18 protein-coding genes are annotated in these 18,532 nt (G+C 62.7%); 14 read left to right on the top strand and 4 right to left on the bottom strand.

Going from position 1 to position 18,532, the window contains the following annotated elements; all coding sequences use genetic code 11:
* Positions 1-20: 20 nt before the first annotated feature.
* The 3 genes from ACFE8X_RS17335 (at position 21) to ACFE8X_RS17325 (ending at position 3,086) form a co-directional block, all read left to right on the top strand.
* On the top strand, positions 21-1,025 hold the full coding sequence (locus tag ACFE8X_RS17335; protein WP_375452751.1) for a ligase-associated DNA damage response exonuclease: 1,005 nt from the start codon (positions 21-23) through the stop codon (positions 1,023-1,025).
* Complete coding sequence (locus ACFE8X_RS17330; RefSeq protein WP_375452750.1) at positions 1,022-2,599, top strand: cisplatin damage response ATP-dependent DNA ligase; 1,578 nt, start codon at positions 1,022-1,024, stop codon at positions 2,597-2,599. The genes ACFE8X_RS17335 and ACFE8X_RS17330 overlap by 4 nt, the downstream gene beginning before the upstream one ends.
* A 205-nt stretch (positions 2,600-2,804) precedes the next feature.
* Positions 2,805-3,086: a UvrB/UvrC motif-containing protein gene (locus tag ACFE8X_RS17325; protein ID WP_375452749.1), complete on the top strand. Its 282-nt coding sequence runs from the start codon at positions 2,805-2,807 to the stop codon at positions 3,084-3,086.
* Here the strand turns inward: ACFE8X_RS17325 and ACFE8X_RS17320 are convergent.
* From ACFE8X_RS17320 to ACFE8X_RS17305, 4 genes are read right to left on the bottom strand one after another with little or no spacing between them, the layout of a single operon-like run.
* The gene (locus tag ACFE8X_RS17320; RefSeq protein ID WP_375452748.1) at positions 3,071-3,334 is read right to left on the bottom strand and encodes a Txe/YoeB family addiction module toxin; all 264 of its coding nucleotides are present in this window, start codon (positions 3,332-3,334) and stop codon (positions 3,071-3,073) included. The two genes, ACFE8X_RS17325 and ACFE8X_RS17320, sit on opposite strands and share 16 nt — an antisense overlap.
* Entirely contained in the window at positions 3,331-3,585 is a 255-nt protein-coding gene (locus tag ACFE8X_RS17315) for a type II toxin-antitoxin system Phd/YefM family antitoxin (RefSeq protein ID WP_375452747.1), read from the bottom strand. The genes ACFE8X_RS17320 and ACFE8X_RS17315 overlap by 4 nt, the downstream gene beginning before the upstream one ends.
* Before the next feature lie 45 nt (positions 3,586-3,630).
* The gene (locus tag ACFE8X_RS17310; RefSeq protein WP_375452746.1) at positions 3,631-4,032 is read right to left on the bottom strand and encodes a MerR family DNA-binding protein; all 402 of its coding nucleotides are present in this window, start codon (positions 4,030-4,032) and stop codon (positions 3,631-3,633) included.
* Complete coding sequence (locus ACFE8X_RS17305) at positions 4,029-5,750, bottom strand: long-chain fatty acid--CoA ligase (protein WP_375452745.1); 1,722 nt, start codon at positions 5,748-5,750, stop codon at positions 4,029-4,031. Before ACFE8X_RS17305 ends, ACFE8X_RS17310 begins: the two co-directional genes overlap by 4 nt.
* 333 nt (positions 5,751-6,083) lie before the next feature.
* Between ACFE8X_RS17305 and ACFE8X_RS17300 the strand changes: the two genes are divergently transcribed.
* The 11 genes from ACFE8X_RS17300 (at position 6,084) to ACFE8X_RS17250 (ending at position 18,323) form a co-directional block, all read left to right on the top strand.
* Positions 6,084-8,552, top strand: coding sequence for an acyl-CoA dehydrogenase (locus ACFE8X_RS17300; RefSeq protein ID WP_375452744.1), 2,469 nt, complete (start codon positions 6,084-6,086; stop codon positions 8,550-8,552).
* A 109-nt stretch (positions 8,553-8,661) separates the two neighbouring features.
* On the top strand, positions 8,662-10,623 hold the full coding sequence (locus ACFE8X_RS17295) for a 3-hydroxyacyl-CoA dehydrogenase NAD-binding domain-containing protein (RefSeq protein ID WP_375452743.1): 1,962 nt from the start codon (positions 8,662-8,664) through the stop codon (positions 10,621-10,623).
* A 1-nt stretch (position 10,624) separates the two neighbouring features.
* Positions 10,625-11,908 (top strand): acetyl-CoA C-acetyltransferase, encoded by a 1,284-nt coding sequence (locus ACFE8X_RS17290; protein ID WP_375452742.1) that lies wholly within the window; start codon positions 10,625-10,627, stop codon positions 11,906-11,908.
* On the top strand, positions 11,905-12,063 hold the full coding sequence (locus ACFE8X_RS17285) for a hypothetical protein (RefSeq protein WP_375452741.1): 159 nt from the start codon (positions 11,905-11,907) through the stop codon (positions 12,061-12,063). Before ACFE8X_RS17290 ends, ACFE8X_RS17285 begins: the two co-directional genes overlap by 4 nt.
* A 51-nt stretch (positions 12,064-12,114) precedes the next feature.
* Positions 12,115-12,309 carry an antitoxin gene (locus ACFE8X_RS17280; protein WP_375452740.1) on the top strand — a complete coding sequence of 65 codons (195 nt, stop codon included), beginning with the start codon at positions 12,115-12,117 and terminating at the stop codon, positions 12,307-12,309.
* Positions 12,310-12,585, top strand: coding sequence for a type II toxin-antitoxin system RelE/ParE family toxin (locus ACFE8X_RS17275; RefSeq protein ID WP_375452739.1), 276 nt, complete (start codon positions 12,310-12,312; stop codon positions 12,583-12,585).
* 178 nt (positions 12,586-12,763) lie between these two features.
* The gene (locus ACFE8X_RS17270; RefSeq protein ID WP_375452738.1) at positions 12,764-14,380 is read left to right on the top strand and encodes a peptide ABC transporter substrate-binding protein; all 1,617 of its coding nucleotides are present in this window, start codon (positions 12,764-12,766) and stop codon (positions 14,378-14,380) included.
* 96 nt (positions 14,381-14,476) lie between these two features.
* Positions 14,477-15,397 carry an ABC transporter permease subunit gene (locus ACFE8X_RS17265; RefSeq protein WP_375452737.1) on the top strand — a complete coding sequence of 307 codons (921 nt, stop codon included), beginning with the start codon at positions 14,477-14,479 and terminating at the stop codon, positions 15,395-15,397.
* A 59-nt stretch (positions 15,398-15,456) separates the two neighbouring features.
* Positions 15,457-16,317, top strand: a complete 861-nt coding sequence (locus ACFE8X_RS17260; protein ID WP_375452761.1) for an ABC transporter permease — start codon at positions 15,457-15,459, stop codon at positions 16,315-16,317.
* 3 nt (positions 16,318-16,320) lie between these two features.
* Positions 16,321-17,304, top strand: coding sequence for an ABC transporter ATP-binding protein (locus ACFE8X_RS17255; protein ID WP_375452736.1), 984 nt, complete (start codon positions 16,321-16,323; stop codon positions 17,302-17,304).
* On the top strand, positions 17,301-18,323 hold the full coding sequence (locus ACFE8X_RS17250) for an ABC transporter ATP-binding protein (RefSeq protein ID WP_375452735.1): 1,023 nt from the start codon (positions 17,301-17,303) through the stop codon (positions 18,321-18,323). The genes ACFE8X_RS17255 and ACFE8X_RS17250 overlap by 4 nt, the downstream gene beginning before the upstream one ends.
* Positions 18,324-18,532 lie beyond the last annotated feature (209 nt).

The raw sequence follows: 18,532 nt of genomic DNA, 5'->3' as shown, positions 1-18,532 counted from the left end.
GTTTGCGTTATATTGGTCTCATGACCAGCCCCCCGCTCGATCGCAATCTGCATATCAAAGCCATCGATGCGTTCATCGATCCATCGACGCCCAAGGCGCGGGCGATCATTACCCATGGCCATGCCGACCATGCGCGTGCCGGCCATGGCGCAGTGCTGGCAACGCCGGACACCATTGCCATCATGAAGACGCGCTATGGCGAGGATTGCGCGGGCACTTTCGAGCCGCTGGACTTTGGCGTGCCGCTGCCGATCGAAGGGGTGACGATTACGCTTTTTCCGGCCGGGCACGTGCTGGGGTCGGCCCAGGTGCTGATCGAGCAGGACGGGCAACGGGTGGTGGTGACGGGGGACTACAAGCGGCTCGCCGATCGAACGGCACAGCCCTATGAGCTGGTCAAATGCGATCTGCTGGTCACCGAGGCGACGTTCGGGCTCCCGGTGTTCCAGCATCCCCATCCCAGCGTCGAAATCGGGCGTTTGCTGAAATCGGTGGCGGACCAGCCGGAGCGCTGCCATCTGGTGGGGAGTTACGCCCTGGGCAAGGCGCAGCGGGTGATCGGGCTGTTGCGCGATGCCGGATGGGACCGGCCAATCTATCTGCACGGGGCGATGATCCGGCTGTGCGAGCTGTATCAGGAGCTTGGGGTGGAGCTGGGCGATTTGCGTCCGGCGACTGGAACGGTGAAGGCCGAGATGGCGGGGCAGATCGTGATCGCGCCGCCCTCCGCGATCCGCGACCGGTGGAGCCGGCGGTTTCCCGATCCGGTCGTGTGCCAGGCTTCGGGCTGGATGAGCGTCAAGCAGCGGGCGCGGCAGGCGCTGGTGGAATTGCCGCTGGTGATTTCGGATCATTGCGACTGGGGCGAATTGCGCCAGACGATTCTGGAGACCGAGGCCAAGACCGTGTGGGTGACTCATGGGCGCGAGGATGCCTTGGTCTATTGGTGCCGGCAGCAGGGCTTGCGGGCGGAGCCGCTCAATATCCAGAGCTTTGAGGACGATGGCGAAGGGGGCGAGGCATGAAGCGGTTTGCCCAATTGCTGGAACTGCTGGCGCTGACGCCTTCGCGCAATCGCAAGATCGTGGCGCTGACGCAGTATTTCAGCGAAACGCCGGACCCCGATCGTGGTTTCGCGCTGGCGGTTTTGACCGGGGCGCTGACGTTCCGCAATGTGAAGCCGGCGCTGCTCAAGGACATCGTGCTGGCCGAGGTCGATCCAACGCTGTTTGCGATGAGCTATGATTATGTGGGCGATCTGGGCGAGACCATCGCCTTGATCTGGCCGCATCATGGCGCGCAATCGGACTTGCCGTCGCTGACCGACCTGATCGAATTGTTCAACACCACCAGCAAGAGCGAATTGCCCAAGCTGATCGCGGCGCTGCTGACGCGGGCGGGGATCAACGAGCGCTGGGCGCTGGTGAAGCTGGCGACGGGTGCGCTGCGGATCGGGCTATCGGCGCGGCTGGCCAAGACGGCGCTGGCGGAGATGAGCGGGGTGGAATTGCAGGCTATCGAGGAGGTCTGGCATGGGTTGAGGCTGCCTTACCTGGACCTGTTCGCCTGGCTGGACGGCAAGGCCGAGCGGCCCGATATCGATCAGTCGGCGCGGTTTCACCCGCTAATGCTGTCTACGCCAATCGACGAGGAGAAAGACCTCGCCAAGCTCGAACCCAAGGATTTTTCGGCGGAGTGGAAGTGGGACGGCATTCGGGTGCAACTGGTGCTGGGCGGGGGAACGGTGTCGCTGTTCTCGCGCACCGGCGATGATATCGCGACGGCGTTTCCTGACATCGTGGACAATGCCAGCGGGCTGGGGGTGCTCGACGGGGAATTGCTGGTGGGCAAGAATTTTGAGCCAGGCTCGTTCAACGATCTGCAGCAGCGGCTGAACAAGAAGGTGGCGTCGGCCAAGCATCTCAAGGACAGTCCGGCGTTCATCCGGGTCTATGACATGCTGTTCGATGGACGCGAGGATGTGCGGGCCCTGACCTGGACAGAGCGGCGGGCGCGGCTCGAGGCCTGGCTGGCGGCCAATCCGCAGAGCCGGCTGGACCTGTCGGCGGTGCTGCCGTTCGGCGATTGGGATGATCTGGCCGAGCTGCGGCGGCAGGGGGCGGAAAGCCACGGTCATGAGGGCGTGATGATCAAGCTGCGAAGCTCGCCCTATGTGCCGGGGCGGCCCAAGGGGTTCTGGTTCAAGTGGAAGCGGGATCCCAACGTGGTGGACGCGGTGCTGATGTATGCCCAGCGCGGACATGGCAAGCGCAGCTCGTTTTATTCGGACTACACGTTCGGCGTATGGAAGGGCAACGAGATCGTGCCGATCGGCAAGGCCTATTTCGGGTTTACCGATGAAGAACTGAAACTGCTGGACAAGTGGGTGCGGGCCAATACGGTGGCCAGCTTCGGGCCGGTAAGGGAAGTGAAAAAGGAGCTGGTGTTCGAGGTGGCGTTCGACAGTGCGCAGGAGAGCACGCGGCACAAGTCGGGCGTGGCGCTGCGGTTTCCACGCATCAACCGGATAAGGTGGGATAAGCCGGCGAGCGAGGCGGGGACGCTGGAAGACATGGCGATATTTGTGGCGGCTTCTTGAATTTCCCATACTCGATGTCACCCCGGCGAAGGCCGGGGCCTATCCCGAGATGGTGTTACTTGCCGCTAGGTCGGCGGACGGTGCAGCGACCTTGCGGCTGCGGCAAAATCTCAGGATGGATCCCGGCCCTTCGCCGGAATGACACCGCGGGTGTGTGAGTTTAGGAGCAAAACAAATGTCATCACGATCAAATCATCTGAGGCTCGTGGCGCTGGAAAAGCAGATGGCGCAGGCGGCGGAAGCCATGGATTTCGAAGCGGCGGCAAGGCTGCGCAACGAAATTTTGCGGCTCAAGGGAGAGGCCCCGCTGGCGGAAGGAGACGATGGGAGCGTTAGCGTCACCGTGGGCCAGCCACCACCGGGGGCGATGGGGCTAGGCACCAACGTTCCGGTGCGGCAACCGCCCAAAGGGTGGGTCAAGCCGAAGAAGCCGGATTTGATGACCAAGGGCAAGCCTGGCGGGAGCAGTAATCATCGACGGTCGTAGTGAAAACGACATTGGTTAATCCAAAGAACGTCGCCTTCCAATCGATAAATCAGGCGGTGTTCCTTATTGATGCGGCGTGACCACCAGCCCTTGTGATTACCCTTCAGCGGCTCGGGCTTGCCTAGTCCGGAAAATGGCGAACGTCGGCAATCTTTCAGCAGCACGTTGACCTTAGCGAACATGTCCGGATCGTTGGATTGCCAGTATTGGTAGTCATCCCAGCCCGGCTCGGTGAACAGCAGTTTCATTCGGGCCAATCGACTTCGATGCCACGGCCGGTTTCGAACGCGGCATTGCCGCGAGCCAGTCGGTCTGCATTGGCTTGTGTGCTGGAAAGATGCAGGGTCTCTTTCCAGGATTCGAATTCTTCCAATGACATCACTACTACAGGCGGCTTACCGCCTGTGCGGGTGACAATGAGTGGCTCCAGATCGGTGACCACAGCGTCGATATCGGCGGCGATGTTCTTGCGAAAGTCGGAAATCGATTTGGCACGCATGAGATGTCTCCTTGTTTTAATATGTACAAGAATACGTACAAAATATCAAGTCCCCAAGCTCGCCTTTTCCAGCCGTTCATTGGCCAGCTTCTTGATCTCGCGGAGTTCGGCGATGGTGGTCTGCAAATCTTCCAACTGGCCCTCCAGCGAGGCTAGCCGTTCCTCGACCATCCCGGCGAGCAGGTGCACCTGCTGCGATCGATCGGCATCGTAGAGGCTGAGATAATCGGAGATGTCGCGCAGCGAAAAGCCCAGCCGCTTGCCGCGCAGGATGAGAATGAGCCGGGCGCGATCGCGGCGGCGGAAGATGCGGGTGGCGCCGACGCGTTCGGGCGAGAGCAGGCCCTTGGCTTCGTAGAAGCGCAGGGCGCGGGTGGAAATGCCGAACTCGCGCGCCAGATCGGCGATGGCGAACAGGTCGCGGCTTTCGGTTGCAGCGCGGTTCATGGCTTGGCAGCCTTGATGGCTGCATATTCGGTGCGCAGTTCCTTTTTAGAGAGCTTGCCGATCAGGGTCTTGGGCAGGGCGTCCTTGAAGATGAATTCTCGCGGCATTTCTATTCGGCTGATGTGGTCGGCAAGGAAGGTCTTGAGGTCAGCTTCAGTGGCGGCCTGGCCGGGCTTGAGCTTGACGAAAGCGACCGGAGCCTCGCCGCGATAGGGGTCGGGAACGCCGATGACATTGGTTTCATCGATGGCCGGATGGCTCATCAGCGCTTCCTCGATGATGCGGGGGTAAATCTTGAAGCCAGAGCAGATGATCAGGTCCTTGATGCGGTCGACCAGGAAGACATAGCCTTGCTCATCCATGTGCCCGACATCGCCGGTGCGCAACCAGCCGTCGTCGAAGGCGTCACGGCTGGCTTCGTCGTCGTCGAAATAGCCGGCCATGACCTGGGGGCCCTTGACCTGCAGCTCGCCATTTTCGCCGATGGCGACCAGCTTGCCGGTATCGGGATCGACAAAGCGGATATCGGTGCCGGGCAGCGGCAGGCCGATGGACATGGGTTTGGAAGGCACGCGCAGAGCGGCGCAGCAGACGACGGGAGAGGCTTCGGTTAGGCCGTACCCTTCGGCCAGGAGGGCGTTGGACTTGCCGGCGAACTGGCTGCGGACTTCATCGGACAGGGCCGCCCCGCCGGAAATGGCCACCGCGATGCTCTTGAAATGGTCGCGGGTGGCGCTGTCGGCCCGGGCGATGGCGGTGAGCAGGGTGGGCACGGTGGGCAGCACGTTGGGACGCGTGCGTACCAGCAGCGCCAGCAGATCCTTGAGATCGAAGCGCGGCAGCATGACGATCTGGGCGCCGTTACAGAGCGGCACGTTCATGCAGACGGTCATGGCGAAGATGTGGAAAAACGGCAGCACCGCCACGACCTTGGTGGGCGGATAGAACAGCCCGCACCCCCATTTGTCGATCTGGCTCATATTGGCGGCAATGTTGGCGTGGGTCAGCAGGGCGCCGCGGGGAATGCCGGTGGTGCCGCCGGTATATTGCTGGACCGCAATGTCCCGGGCCGGGTCGATGACCACGACGTCGGGGGTTTCGTGGCGCGCGATCATGGCGTCGAAATGGCTGACAGCATGGGCAATGGGCGAGCGGGCCGGACGCGCCAGATCCTTGCGCCTGGCGATGGAGAAAAGGATTTTCTTGGCCATCGGCAGGGCGTCGGGGAAGTGGCAGACCACGACGGACTTGACATGGCCGGCCGCGACGAGGGCCTCCGCCTTCTCGAAAATCGGCTTGAGGTCGAGCGTGATCATCACATCGGCGCCGGCATTGGCGGCGATGTGGCAGAGCTCCTTGATGGTATAGAGCGGATTGGTATTGACCACCGTGCCGCCGGCGCGCAGCACGCCATAATAGGCGATGGGATAAAACGGCGTGTTGGGCAGCATCAGCATCACCCGGCTGCCTTTTTTGACCCCGAACTGATGCTGCAGGGCGCCCGCGAAGGCGATGATCTTTTTGGCGAGGTCGCCAAAGCTGGTGGTACCGCCCAGAAAATCCATCGCGGGGGCAAAGGGGTCCCTGGCGCAGGCGGCAAGGACCTGCTCGTGCACCGGGCGGGTATTGATGGCGACATCCCAACTGATGCCTTCGGGATAGCTTTGCAGCCAGGGACGCGGCGGCGCCGGCACGCGGGTGTCGATTGCGGTGTCCATCAGATGTCCTCCGGCCCGGGTCGCAGCGTCCGCTGGTGCGGATCGATCTCTTGGGGTGGTTATCCCATGGCTTTACGTTAGCGTCAAACAGGTGTCCGGGGTTCCGAGTGCATGCCGGCATGGCCGCGTCGCGCTGGAGGAAACCGCGACCAGAACGTAAAAGGGCATGAGTTGACGTTTACGTCAATCACGCTAAACTGAGCTTCAAACGGAGCGAGGCGGCGCGCTATGATGGCAGGGGCCTCGGCGGACAAGCCGCCGTGAGTCGGTTTTTTCACCGCAAGCCGGACCGCTGGCGCACCTAATGGGGCGTGGCGATGAGGAGGACACGGATTGACCCTAGCGCTTGTGGCCATTGGCCTGATCGGTTTTGCGGTGCTGGCCGTGCGCCAGGCGCCGCTGTGGCAATGGGGTCTGGTGGCGCTGGCGATCGGGCTGGTGAGCCGGGTCGATGCGAGCGGCGCGGGCGTGGTGCTGGCGACCGATATCGGCGGGCTGGTGCTGGTGTTGCTGCCGGGGATCGTCCTGCTGGCACTGTCTGTCGAGCCGATCCGCAAGGCAGTGGTGACCAAGCCGGTTTATGCACAAGTCAAATCCATTCTGCCGCGGGTGAGCCGCACGGAGCAGGAAGCGCTCGATGCCGGCACGGTGGGCTGGGATGCCGAGCTGTTTTCCGGGCGCCCGGACTGGAGCAAGTTGACCGCAATCCGGCCGCTGACGCTGAGCGCCGACGAGCAGGCGTTCCTTGACGGGCCGGTCAATATTGTCTGCGCCATGATCGACGATTGGGACACGCGGCACAATCGCTCGGACCTGTCGCCCGAAGTCTGGCAATATCTCAAGGACAACGGGTTTTTGGGCATGCTGATCGCCAAGGACCACGGTGGGCTGGGGTTTTCGGCGCAAGCGCAATCGATGATCGTGTCCAAGATAGCCAGCCGTTCGGTGGCGGCCGGAATCACGGTGATGGTGCCCAATTCGCTGGGACCGGGCGAGTTGCTGGAAAAATACGGGACTGATGCGCAAAAGGCCAAGTACCTGCACCGGCTGGCCAGGGGGCTGGAGGTGCCGTGCTTTGCCTTGACGGGTGTGCATTCGGGCTCGGACGCGGGCGGCATGCGCGATATCGGGGTGGTCACCCAAGGCGTGCATGAAGGCAAGCAGGTGCTGGGCGTGCGGCTCAGCTGGGACAAGCGCTACATCACGCTGGCGCCGGTGGCGAGCCTGGTCGGGCTGGCCTTTATCCTGCATGATCCGGACAATCTTCTGGGCAAGGGCGAAAAGATCGGCATCACGTTGGCGCTCATCCCCGCCAACCATCCGGGGGTCGAGATCGGGCGGCGCCATTACCCCTCGCGGCAGGCCTTCATGAATGGGCCGACGCGCGGCAAAAACGTGTTCGTGCCGATGGAGTTCCTGATCGGTGGCACCGATTATGCCGGGCAGGGCTGGCGCATGCTGATGGAATGCCTGTCCACCGGGCGGGCGATTTCGCTGCCGGCCATTGGCTCGATTTCGATCAAGCAGATGCTGCGGGTGACCTCGGCCTATGCACGGGTGCGCCGGCAATTCGGCATTCCGGTGGGCATTATGGAAGGCGTGGCCGAACCGCTGGGGCGGATGGTCAAGAACGCCTATAGCTTCGAAGCAGCGCGGCGGCTGACGGCATCGATGGTGGACGAGGGACAGCGCCCGGCGGTGATTTCGGCGCTGCTCAAATATCGCACCACCGAGGCCATGCGCGAGAGCCTGGACGATGCATTCGACATTCATGGCGGCCGCGCCATCCAGGACGGGCCAAGCAATTACCTGTTTGGCGCCTATATGGCGACGCCGGTGGCGATCACGGTGGAGGGCGCCAATATCCTGACGCGCACGCTGATGACCTTTGCCCAGGGCGTGCTGCGGGCGCATCCGTTCCTCTATCGGGAAATCGCCTCGGTGCAGAACCCCGACAAGCGGCAGGGGCTCGATGATTTCGATATCGCGTTCGGCGGCCATACCAGCTTCATGCTGCGCAACATCGTGGCCAGCTTCCTCCATGGGGTTTCGGGCGGAGCGTTCGCCTCGGCCCCTCATCATGACGAAACGGCCCATTGGTATCGCCAATTGCACCGCTATTGCCAGGCCTTCGCGTTGGTGGCGGACTGGACCACGGTGTTCCTGGGCGGGGCGCTCAAGCGCAAGCAGATGATTTCGGGCCGGATGGCCGATATCCTGAGCGATCTGTATTTGATGTCGGCCACGCTCAAGCGGTTCGACGAGGAGGGGCGGATCGCCGAGGACAAAATCGTGGTCGATGCCATCATGGCCGATCGCATCGCGGCTATCGAAAACAGCTTTGGCGAGGTGTTCGCCAATTTCCCCAATGGGCCGATGGCCAATGCCATGCGCTTCTTGTGCTTTCCGCTGGGGCGGCGGGCGCGGCCGGCGACGGACCGGATCAACTACCGCTTCGTGCGGGCGGTGCTGCGGCCCGGCGCGTTTCGCGACCGGCTGACCACGGGCACTTATGTGTCGATGGATCAGGACGACGTCACCGGCGTTCTGGAGGATGCCCTGCTCAAGGTGACCGAGGCCGAGGAGATCGAGGCCAAGTTCGCCAAGGCGGGGCGCAAGGGCGCGTTCGAGCGGCGGCTCGATCGCGACGCTATCGCCGATGCCATTGCCGCCGGGGTGTTGAACGACAATGAGGCGGGCATCATGCGGGCGGCAGACGAGGCGACGGACCGGGTGGTCAAGGTGGATGATTTCGATCCGGGCGCGTTGGCTGGTCAGCCAGTGCGCAAGGCGGCGGAATAAGGCCACACCCCGTTAGTGTGAAATCGAGCTTCCGGTCGTCCTCATGATGAGATGGGAGCGCAGCGAGCCTGCAACCACGAGGGCGTAACAGGATGACCGAGGGAATACCATGTTTCAGCCGCAGGTGACGCAGACCAGGCATTGGCGCTTCGCCATCGATGTGGAGCAGATCGGCTGGCTGACCATCGACACGCCCAAGGCGGGGGTCAATACGCTTGGGCGCGAGGCAATCATCGAACTCGAGGGCCTTGTCGGGCAGATCGAGACGCTGGCGCGCGACGGTGCCCTGATCGGGGTGATCCTCCTGTCGGGCAAGGATAGCGGCTTCATCGCCGGGGCCGATATTTCCGAGTTCGACGCGATGAGCGATTTTTCCGTGCTGCCCGATGCGCTCAGGCGCACGCATGATCTGTTCGAGCGGATCGAAGCCTTGCCGATACCGGTGGTGGCGGGCATTCACGGGTTCTGCCTGGGCGGCGGGCTGGAGCTGGCGCTGGCCTGTCACTACCGCATCGCGGTCAATGACGAGCGGACGCGGATCGGGTTTCCCGAAGTGGGGCTGGGCATTTTTCCCGGGTTTGGCGGCACGGGGCGCGCCACTCGCCAGGCCGGGCCGGTGGATGGGATGGGGATCATGCTGACCGGGCGGATGCTCAAGGCGGGGCAGGCGCGGGGCATGAACCTCGTCGACAGACTGGTGCGCCATCGCGACATGCTGGGCTGGGAAGCGCGCAAGGCGGTGCTGGGCAAGCGCAGATCGAGCGCGGCAGGCTGGACCAAGAGGCTCATGGCGTTCGGCCTGGTGCGGGAATATGCCGCCAACACCATGCGGGCCCAGGCCAGCAAGGAGGCGCGCAAGGAGCATTACCCGGCCCCTTATGCGCTGATCGACCTGTTCGAGCAGCATGGCCATGACTGGCGGGCGATGAGCCGGGGTGAGATCGATGCCTTCGTGCCGCTGATGGGCAGCGACACGGCGACCAATCTGCGGCGCGTGTTCTTCCTGTCCGAGGGGCTCAAGAAACAGGGCACCAAAGGCGCCAAGTTCGCGCGGGTGCATGTGATCGGGGCCGGGGTGATGGGTGGCGATATCGCGGCGTGGTGCGCCTTGCGTGGCATGAGCGTGACGTTGCAGGACCTTGACATGGAGCGCATCAAGCCGGCGCTGGAGCGCGGCAAGGCGCTGTTCAAGAAGCGGCTGCGCAAGGCGGGCGAGGTTGACGCGGCGGTGCTGCGGCTGGAGGCGGACCCGGCGGGCAAGGGCGTCGCCCGGGCCGACGTGATTATCGAGGCGGTGGTGGAAAAGCTCGAGGTCAAGCAGGCCATTTTCGGCGGGCTGGAGGACCGGATCAAGACGGGGGCGATCCTGGCCACCAATACCAGCTCGATCGAGCTGGAGCGGATCGCCGAAAAGCTCAGGCAGCCAGAGCGGCTGATCGGGCTGCATTTCTTCAATCCGGTGGCGCAGTTGCCACTGGTCGAAGTGATCCGCTCGCGCTTCAACGGCGACGCGGAAATCGGGCTGGGCGCCGCCTTTGCGCTGGCCATCGGCAAGAGCCCGGTCGTGGTCAAGTCGGCGCCGGGCTTTCTCGTCAACCGTGTGCTGATGCCCTATATGTTGGGTGCGGTGCAGCGGGTCGAGGCCGGCGACAGCCGCGAGCTGCTCGACGCGGCCGCTATAGCCTTCGGCATGCCGATGGGGCCGATCGAATTGATGGACACGGTGGGGCTCGATGTCGGCCAGTCGGTGGCGCGCGAACTGGGGCACGATGTTCCCGCCGAAAGCCGATTCGCGACGCTGGTGGCGGAGGGTAATCTCGGCCGCAAAAGCGGCGAGGGCTTTTACAAATGGGTCGACGGCAAGGCGCAAAAGGGTGAAACGCCAGCACATGCGGACCTGGCCGGACTGGGCCGCGAGTTGGTCAAGCCGCTGGTGGACATGACCGAAATCGTGGTCGGAGAAGGCGTGGTGGCCAATCCCGACCTGGCCGATATCGGGGTGATCCTGGGAACCGGCTTTGCGCCGTTTCTGGGCGGGCCGCTGCGGGCGCGCCAGGATGGGAAAGCATAACATGAGCGAACTTCGCAGGATCGCCATCGTCGGCTCGGCGCGCACTCCCTTTGCGCGCGGCCATACGGCCTATCGCGACGAGACCAATCTTTCCATGCTCTCGACCGTGCTGGGCGGGCTGGCGGACAAATACGGGTTTAAGGGCGAAAAGATCGACGAGGTGATGGCGGGGGCCGTGATCGGGCATTCGCGCGATTTTAACCTTGCCCGCGAGGCAAGTCTGGACGCCGGCCTGTCGCCGCGCACGCCGGGAACGACCATGCAGATCGCCTGCGGCACCAGCCTGCAGGCGGCGCTGGTGCTGGGTGCCAAGATTGCCTCGGGCGAGATCGAGAGCGGGATCGCCGCCGGTTCGGACAGCGTCAGCGACAGCCCGGTGGTGTTCGGCACCAAGTTCCAGCGGCGGATGATCGAATTGTCCCGGGCGCGTTCCAATGGGGAGAAACTGGGGGCGTTCAAGGGATTTTCGCTGGGCGAGTTGAGCCCGGTGGCGCCATCGGTCAACGAGCCGCGCACCGGGTTGCCGATGGGCCAGCATTGCGAATTGATGGCGCGTGAATGGGGCATTTCGCGTGCGGCGCAGGACGAATTGGCTTATCGCAGCCACCAAAACGCGGCGCGCGCCTATGACGAGGGGTTCCATGACGACCTGCTCGTGTCCTGTGCCGGGTTGATGCGCGACAATAATGTGCGGGCCGATACCACGCTGGAGAAAATGGCGGCGATGAAGCCGGCTTTCGACAAGGCCTCGGGCCACGGCACCCTGACGGCCGCCAATTCGACGCCGCTGACCGACGGGGCCTCCTCGGTGCTGCTGGCCAGCGAGGAGTGGGCCAAAGCGCGCGGATTGCCGATCCTGGCCTACCTCACCATGGGCCGCGTGGCCGGCAATGATTTCGCCCATGGCGAGGGATTGCTGATGGCGCCGACCATCGCGGTTTCGGAATTGCTGGCGCGGGCGCAGCTGAGTTTTGACGACATCGATTATTTCGAGCTGCATGAGGCGTTTGCGGCGCAGGTGCTGTGCACGCTCAAGGCCTGGGCCGATCCGCAATATTGCCAGCAGGTGCTGGGACGCGATGCGCCGATGGGCGAGATCGATCCCACGCGCATCAACATCAAGGGTTCGAGCCTGGCCTATGGACATCCGTTCGCGGCGACAGGCGCACGCATTTTGGGACTGACGGCAAAGCTGCTGGCGGGGCAGGCGGGCAAGCGGGCGCTGATTTCGGTGTGCACGGCCGGCGGGCAGGGTGTCACGGCGCTGGTGGAGAGTGCAGCATGAACGACAATGTCGTGAGGTTCCGGCGTATGGAGAAAAAGCCGGACAAGCCGCCCAAACGGGATTTCAAGCTGCCGAGCTGGCTGGCCTGGGTGGTGCTGGTGCTGGTCGCTGCCGCTATCGTAGCGCTCCAGAACTCCGGCATGCTGGCGGGCTAGACTGGCTTGACAGCCAAGCCCATCGTGCCAAGTTCAAGCCAGGAGGTAGTCGTGACCAAAAAGCTCGATCCCATCATTTCCGAGTTCGAAACCCAGGAACAGGCCGACAGCTACGACAAGTGGTTCCGGGCAAAGGTGCAGTATTCAATCGATAACCCGGGCCAGCTGACGCCGCATGCCGAAGTCATGGCAGAGATGGATCAGATCATTGCTGCTGCGGCCAAACGAAAAGCCGAGCAGAAATAGGTGCTGGACGTTCAATGGACCGACGAGGCCGTCAAGGACCTTGCCGAACTTCTAGATTACATTGCATTTGACAATCAGGGTGCCGCCGAGCGCCTCAATCGGCAACTGGATCAGAGTATCCGCGTGGCCTGCGAATTCCCCAGCGGCTTCAAGCCTGGACGCATCGCCGGAACGCGGGAGATCGTTGCTCATCCAAACTACATTGTCGTCTATCGCGTTTCCGAAGAGCGAATCGAGATCGTCTCCGTCCTGCATGCCCGGCGCGAATATCCGTGAAAAATGACAATTGGTTGACGTTTAGGTCAAGGTTTTGCTTGTCAGTGGACGAAAAGGCAGGATACCGTCCAACAATCTTTACCGGCAGGTCAAAAAAGCCGGCAAATAACGAACGCATCCGGACCGCAGAGTTCGGAGCCAGATAAAACTCAGGACATTTACAGGAGATGGCACGAGCATGAAATTCACCCGGATTTTCACGGCGACGGCGGCTGCCGGCGTCATGGCGCTGGCCATGAGTTCAGCTGCACATGCGGTTACGCTTAACATGATGAACGGCTCGGAGCCGGGCTCGATCGATCCGCAAAAGGCATCGGGCGATTGGGAAAACCGCATCATCGGCGATTACCTGGAAGGCCTCGTCGCCGAAGATACCAAGGCTGACGCCATTCCCGGCCAGGCCGAGTCCTGGGACATTTCCGATGACGGGCTGACCTATACGTTCCACCTGCGCGACGGCATCAAGTGGACCGACGGGCAGCCGGTGCTGGCATCCGATTTCGTGTTCGCGTTCAAGCGCCTGTTCGATCCGGCGACGGCGTCGGACTATGCCTATCTACAATATCCCATCAAGGGCGGCTCGGAGATCGCGGAAGGCCAGACCGTTACCGACGCCGATTTCGGCGTGCAGGCGCCGGACGACAAGACCGTGGTGATTACGCTCGAAGGTCCGACGCCATTTTTCCTCCAGGCGTTGACCCATTATACCGCCTATCCCTTGCCCGAGCATGTGCTCAAGGAGTTCGGCGACGACTGGACCAATGTCGAGCACATCGTTGCCAACGGCCCCTTCAAGATCACCGAATGGGTGCCCGGCAGCTACATCAAGTCAGTCAAGAATGCCGACTATTACGATGCCGCCAACGTCAAGATCGATGAGGTCAACTATTTCGTCCAGGACGATCTGGCCGCCGCGTTCAACCGCTATCGGGCCGGTGAGTACGACATCCTGACCGATCTGCCAGGCGATCTGCAGCAGAGCGTGACCGATACGATGCCGGGCGAAGGCCATTTCACGCCGTTTCTGGGCATTTACTACTACGTCATCAACCAGGAAAAAAAGCCGTTTGACGACGTCGAGGTGCGCAAGGCTTTGTCCATGGCAATCAATCGCGACGTGATCGGGCCGGACGTGCTGGGCACGGGCGAATTGCCGGCTTATGGCTGGGTGCCCGAAGGGACCGCAAACTACGAAGGCGTGGCTCCCTATGTGCCGGAATGGGCTTCGCTGCCCTACGAGGAAAAGGTCAAGCAGGCAGCCGCCATCATGGCAGCCAAGGGCTATACGCCGGAAAACCCGCTGACACTCCAGCTCAAATACAACACCAATGACAACCATCAGCGCGTTGCGGTGGCCATCGCCTCCATGTGGGAGCAGATCGGGGTCAAGGCCGAATTGTTCAATTCGGAAACCGCGGTGCATTACGACGCGCTGCGTGCCGGCGACTATGATGTGGGTCGTGCCGGCTGGCTGCTGGATTATTCCGATCCGTCCAACACGCTCGATCTGTTGGCGACCGGCGTGATGCAGGGCGGGGCCATGAACTGGGGTAATAATTACGGCCGCTATTCGAACCCCGACTATGACGCGCTGGTCAAGCAGGCCGCGGCGGAGCCGGATCTGGCCAAGCGGGCGACCCTGTTGGGCCAGGCCGAAAAGCTGGGCATGGATGAGTTCGCGGCGCTCCCGATCTACTGGTATATTTCGGCCAATGTGGTCAAGCCGACCATTACCGGGTTTGAAGACAACGCCAAGGATATCCACCGCACGCGTTGGCTAGCCAAGTCCGAGTAAGTATTGGACTGGTGCCGCGACCTGCGGGTCTCGGCACCGGCCTGCCAATCCGGCATCTCGTCAAGATGCCGGAACTGGCCCAGAAAGGTCCGGACCATGTTTGGATATGCGATGCGGCGGGTGCTGTCGGCGGTGCCGGTGGCGCTGATTGCCGTTACAGCCTGCTTTTTCATCCTGCGACTGGCGCCCGGCGGGCCCTTCGATGGCGAGCGCGCGCTGCCGCCCGATACGCTGGCCAATCTGCGGGCGCATTACAGCCTCGATCAACCGCTGATCACGCAATATTTCCTTTATATCGGCCGGTTGCTGCAGGGCGATTTCGGCCCCTCGATGGTCTATAGCGATTTCACCGTCGCCGAGATGCTGGCGATCGGGCTGCCGTTTACGCTGACGCTGGGGCTGTGCGCTTTTATCGTGGGCACGACGGTGGGGCTGGTCGGTGGCGCGCTTTCGGCGGTCAACCAGAACAAGTGGCCCGATTACGTGCTGGTCATGCTGGTCATGGTGGGGCTGGTCATTCCCAATTTTCTGATGGCGGCGCTGTTGCAACTGGTGTTCGCGGTTTATCTGCACTGGGTGCCGGCGGGTGGCTATACCGGCTCGTTCCTGCAGTTGATCCTGCCGATCACGGTGCTGTCGCTGCCCCATGCCGGGCGAACGGCGCGGCTGATGCGCGGCTCGATGATCGAGGTGCTGGGCACCAATTACGTGCGCACCGCGCGCTCCAAGGGGCTGGGTACGCGGCTGATCCTGGCACGCCACGCGATCAAGCCGGCGCTGTTGCCGGTCGTGTCCTATCTGGGGCCGGGATTGAGCTATCTGCTGACCGGTTCGCTGGTGGTCGAGCAGGTGTTCGCGCTGCCGGGGATCGGCAAGTACTTCATCAGTGCGGCGCTCAACCGCGATTACGGCTTGGTGCTGGGGACGACAATTTTATACATGTTCATCATTCTGGCCGTGAACCTTTTGGTCGATATCCTTTATGCCTGGCTCGATCCCAAGGTGAGGTATCACTGATGGCCGGGATCACAGGCAAGGACGCAGTCCTGTCCGAATATGCGCTGCGGCTGGGCACGATGGACCCGCCCAAGGGGCGCTCGCTGACGCAGGACGCCATTCGCCGGCTGAGGCGCAACAAGGCGGCTGTGGTGTCGATCGTCGTCGTGCTGCTGATTGTCATCGTCGCGATCGTGGGCCCTTATCTGCTGCCCTGGAGCTATGACAAGATCGACTGGAGCGCGATCCGCAAGCCGCCCAATTTCGAGAAAGGGCATTTCGCCGGCACCGACCAGAACGGGCGCGACATGCTGGCGCGCATCATGCAGGGCACGCAGATGAGTCTGATCGTGGCGGCGACGGCCACTTCGGTCTCGGTGGTGATCGGGGTCATCTATGGTGCGGTCGCCGGCTATTTCGGCGGGCGGGTCGATGCCGTGATGATGCGCTTCGTCGATATCATGTACGCGCTGCCCTATATCCTGTTCGTGATCATCCTCGTGGTGATTTTCGGGCGCAGCCCGGTATTGCTGTTCGTGGGCATCGGGTGCCTGGAATGGCTGACCATGGCGCGCATTGTGCGCGGGCAGACGCTGTCGATCAAGGAGCGCGAGTTCATCGAGGCGGCCAAGGCCGGCGGGGCCAAACCCTGGACCATCATCATGCGGCATATCGTGCCCAATCTGACCGGGCCAGTGGTGATCTATGCGACGCTAACCATCCCCGAGATCATCATCACCGAGAGCTTTTTGAGCTATCTCGGGCTGGGAGTGCAGGAGCCGCAGACGTCGCTGGGCAGGCTGATCTCGTTCGGGTCGGCGGCGGCGGAAATCCTGCCCTGGATGCTGATCGGGCCGGCGGTGGTGCTGGTCACCTTGCTGCTCTGTCTCACTTATATCGGGGACGGCTTGCGCGACGCGCTCGACCCCAAGGATCGCTAGGCAATGAAAACAGTTTTATCAGTTCAAGACATGTCGGTGACGTTCGCGCTGCACCAGAGCGAAGTGCACGCGGTACGCGAGATGAATTTCGCGCTGGCTGAGGGCGAAACCCTGGCCGTGGTGGGCGAGAGCGGTTCGGGCAAGAGCCAGGCGTTCCTCGCCATCATGGGGCTGCTCGCCAAGAATGGACGGGCGGGCGGCAAGGCGATGATGGGGGACATCAATCTCATCGGCATGGCGCCGGGCCAGCTCGACACGCATCGCGGCAAGGATATCGCGATGATCTTCCAGGACCCCATGACCTCGCTCAATCCCACGCTCAAGATCAAGACGCAGCTCAGCGAGGTGCTGGTCAAGCATCGCGGGTTCGATCGCGACAAGGCGAGCCGAACAGCGGTGGACATGCTGGAGCGGGTCGGCATTCCCGAACCGGCCAAGCGGGCCAATAGCTATCCGCACGAATTGAGTGGCGGCATGCGGCAGCGGGTGATGATCGCCATGGCGCTGTTGTGCCAGCCCAAGATCCTGATCGCGGACGAGCCGACCACGGCGCTGGACGTGACGGTGCAGGCGCAGATGCTGGACCTGTTCAAGACGCTGACCAATGATTTCGGCACCTCGCTGGTGCTGATCACCCATGATCTGGGGGTGGTCGCGGGCATCGCCGACCGGATGATGGTGATGTATGGCGGGCGGGCGGTGGAGAAGGGGGCGGTCGATGACCTGTTCTACGATCCGCGCCATCCCTATACGCTAGGGCTGCTGCATTCGACGCCGCATATCGCCAAGCGCACGACGCGGCTCGAGCCGATCCAGGGCTTGCCGCCCAGCCTTGAACACCTGCCCAAGGGATGCTCGTTCAATCCGCGCTGCGCCTTTTGTTTCGACCGGTGCCTCGAGGAACGACCGCCGTTGTTCGAGATCGGCAAGGGCCGGGAAAAGGCGTGCTTTTATGAAGGCCCGATGGCCTATGGGCAGGTGGCATGATGGACCAGACCCCGATCGATCTGCTGGAAATCCGCGATCTCAAGAAAACGTTCTCGATCTCGGGCGGGCTGTTCTCGCGGGCGCTGACGCTGACGGCGCTGGAAGACATCAATTTTACCATCCGCAAGGGCGAGACGCTGGGGATCGTGGGTGAAAGCGGCTGCGGGAAATCGACGCTGGGGCGGTGCATCCTGCAGTTGCTGCCGCCCGACGAGGGGCAGGTGCTGTGGCTGGGGCAGGATTTGACCAAGCTGCCGGCCGAGGAGATGCGCAAGCGGCGCCAGGATCTGCAGATCATCTTCCAGGACCCGCTAGCTTCGCTCAATCCGCGCATGACGGTGGGCGAGATCATCGCCGATCCGCTGCGTACGCTGCGGCCGGAACTGAGCCGGGACGAGCGGCGCGGGCGCGTGCTCAAGACCATGGAGGCGGTAGGGCTGCTGCCCGAGATGATCAACCGCTATCCGCACGAGTTTTCAGGCGGGCAGGCGCAGCGCATCGGCATCGCCCGGGCGCTGATCACCGAGCCCAAGCTAATCGTGTGCGATGAGCCGGTGTCGGCGCTGGACGTGTCGATCCAGGCGCAGATCCTCAACCTCTTGGCCGAACTCAAGGACGAGTTCGGGCTGACGCTGATTTTCATTTCGCACAATCTGAGCGTGGTGCGGCATGTTTCGGACCGGATCCTGGTGCTTTATCTGGGGCGGATCGTGGAACTGGCGACGGGCGATGAAATCTACGAGGCGCCGCGCCATCCCTATACGCGCGCGCTGCTGACGGCGGTGCCGATCCCCGATCCAAGATTGGCGCGGCAACGCAATATCGATGCGTTGCGGGGCGAAATCCCTTCGCCGATCAATCCGCCGTCGGGCTGCACTTTCCGCACGCGCTGCCGGTTCGCCAAGCCGCGTTGTGCGGAGGTGCGGCCGCCGCTGGAAACGATCGAGAACGGACGGCTGGTAGCCTGCATCCGCTGGCGCGAGATCGGCGTGCCCGAGCATGCGGTGCTCGAGGGATAAATGGGCTTGGCGCATGGGCCCAGACGGGTCGCAGTTTTCCCATGATGGCGCGGTGGGGCGCGTTGACAGACGAAAGCGATTTCCCTATGGTCCGCGCAATTGTTCGGGCGCTCAGGCGCCCCTTTTGTTCGATCCAGGGATACCAAGATGAAAATCCGCAACTCGCTGAAGGCGCTGATGACTCGCCACCGCGCGAACAAGCTCGTCCG

This window comes from uncultured Devosia sp. (assembly GCF_964244875.1).
GTDB lineage: Bacteria > Pseudomonadota > Alphaproteobacteria > Rhizobiales > Devosiaceae > Devosia.
This window is presented reverse-complemented; position numbering and strand designations above follow the sequence as displayed.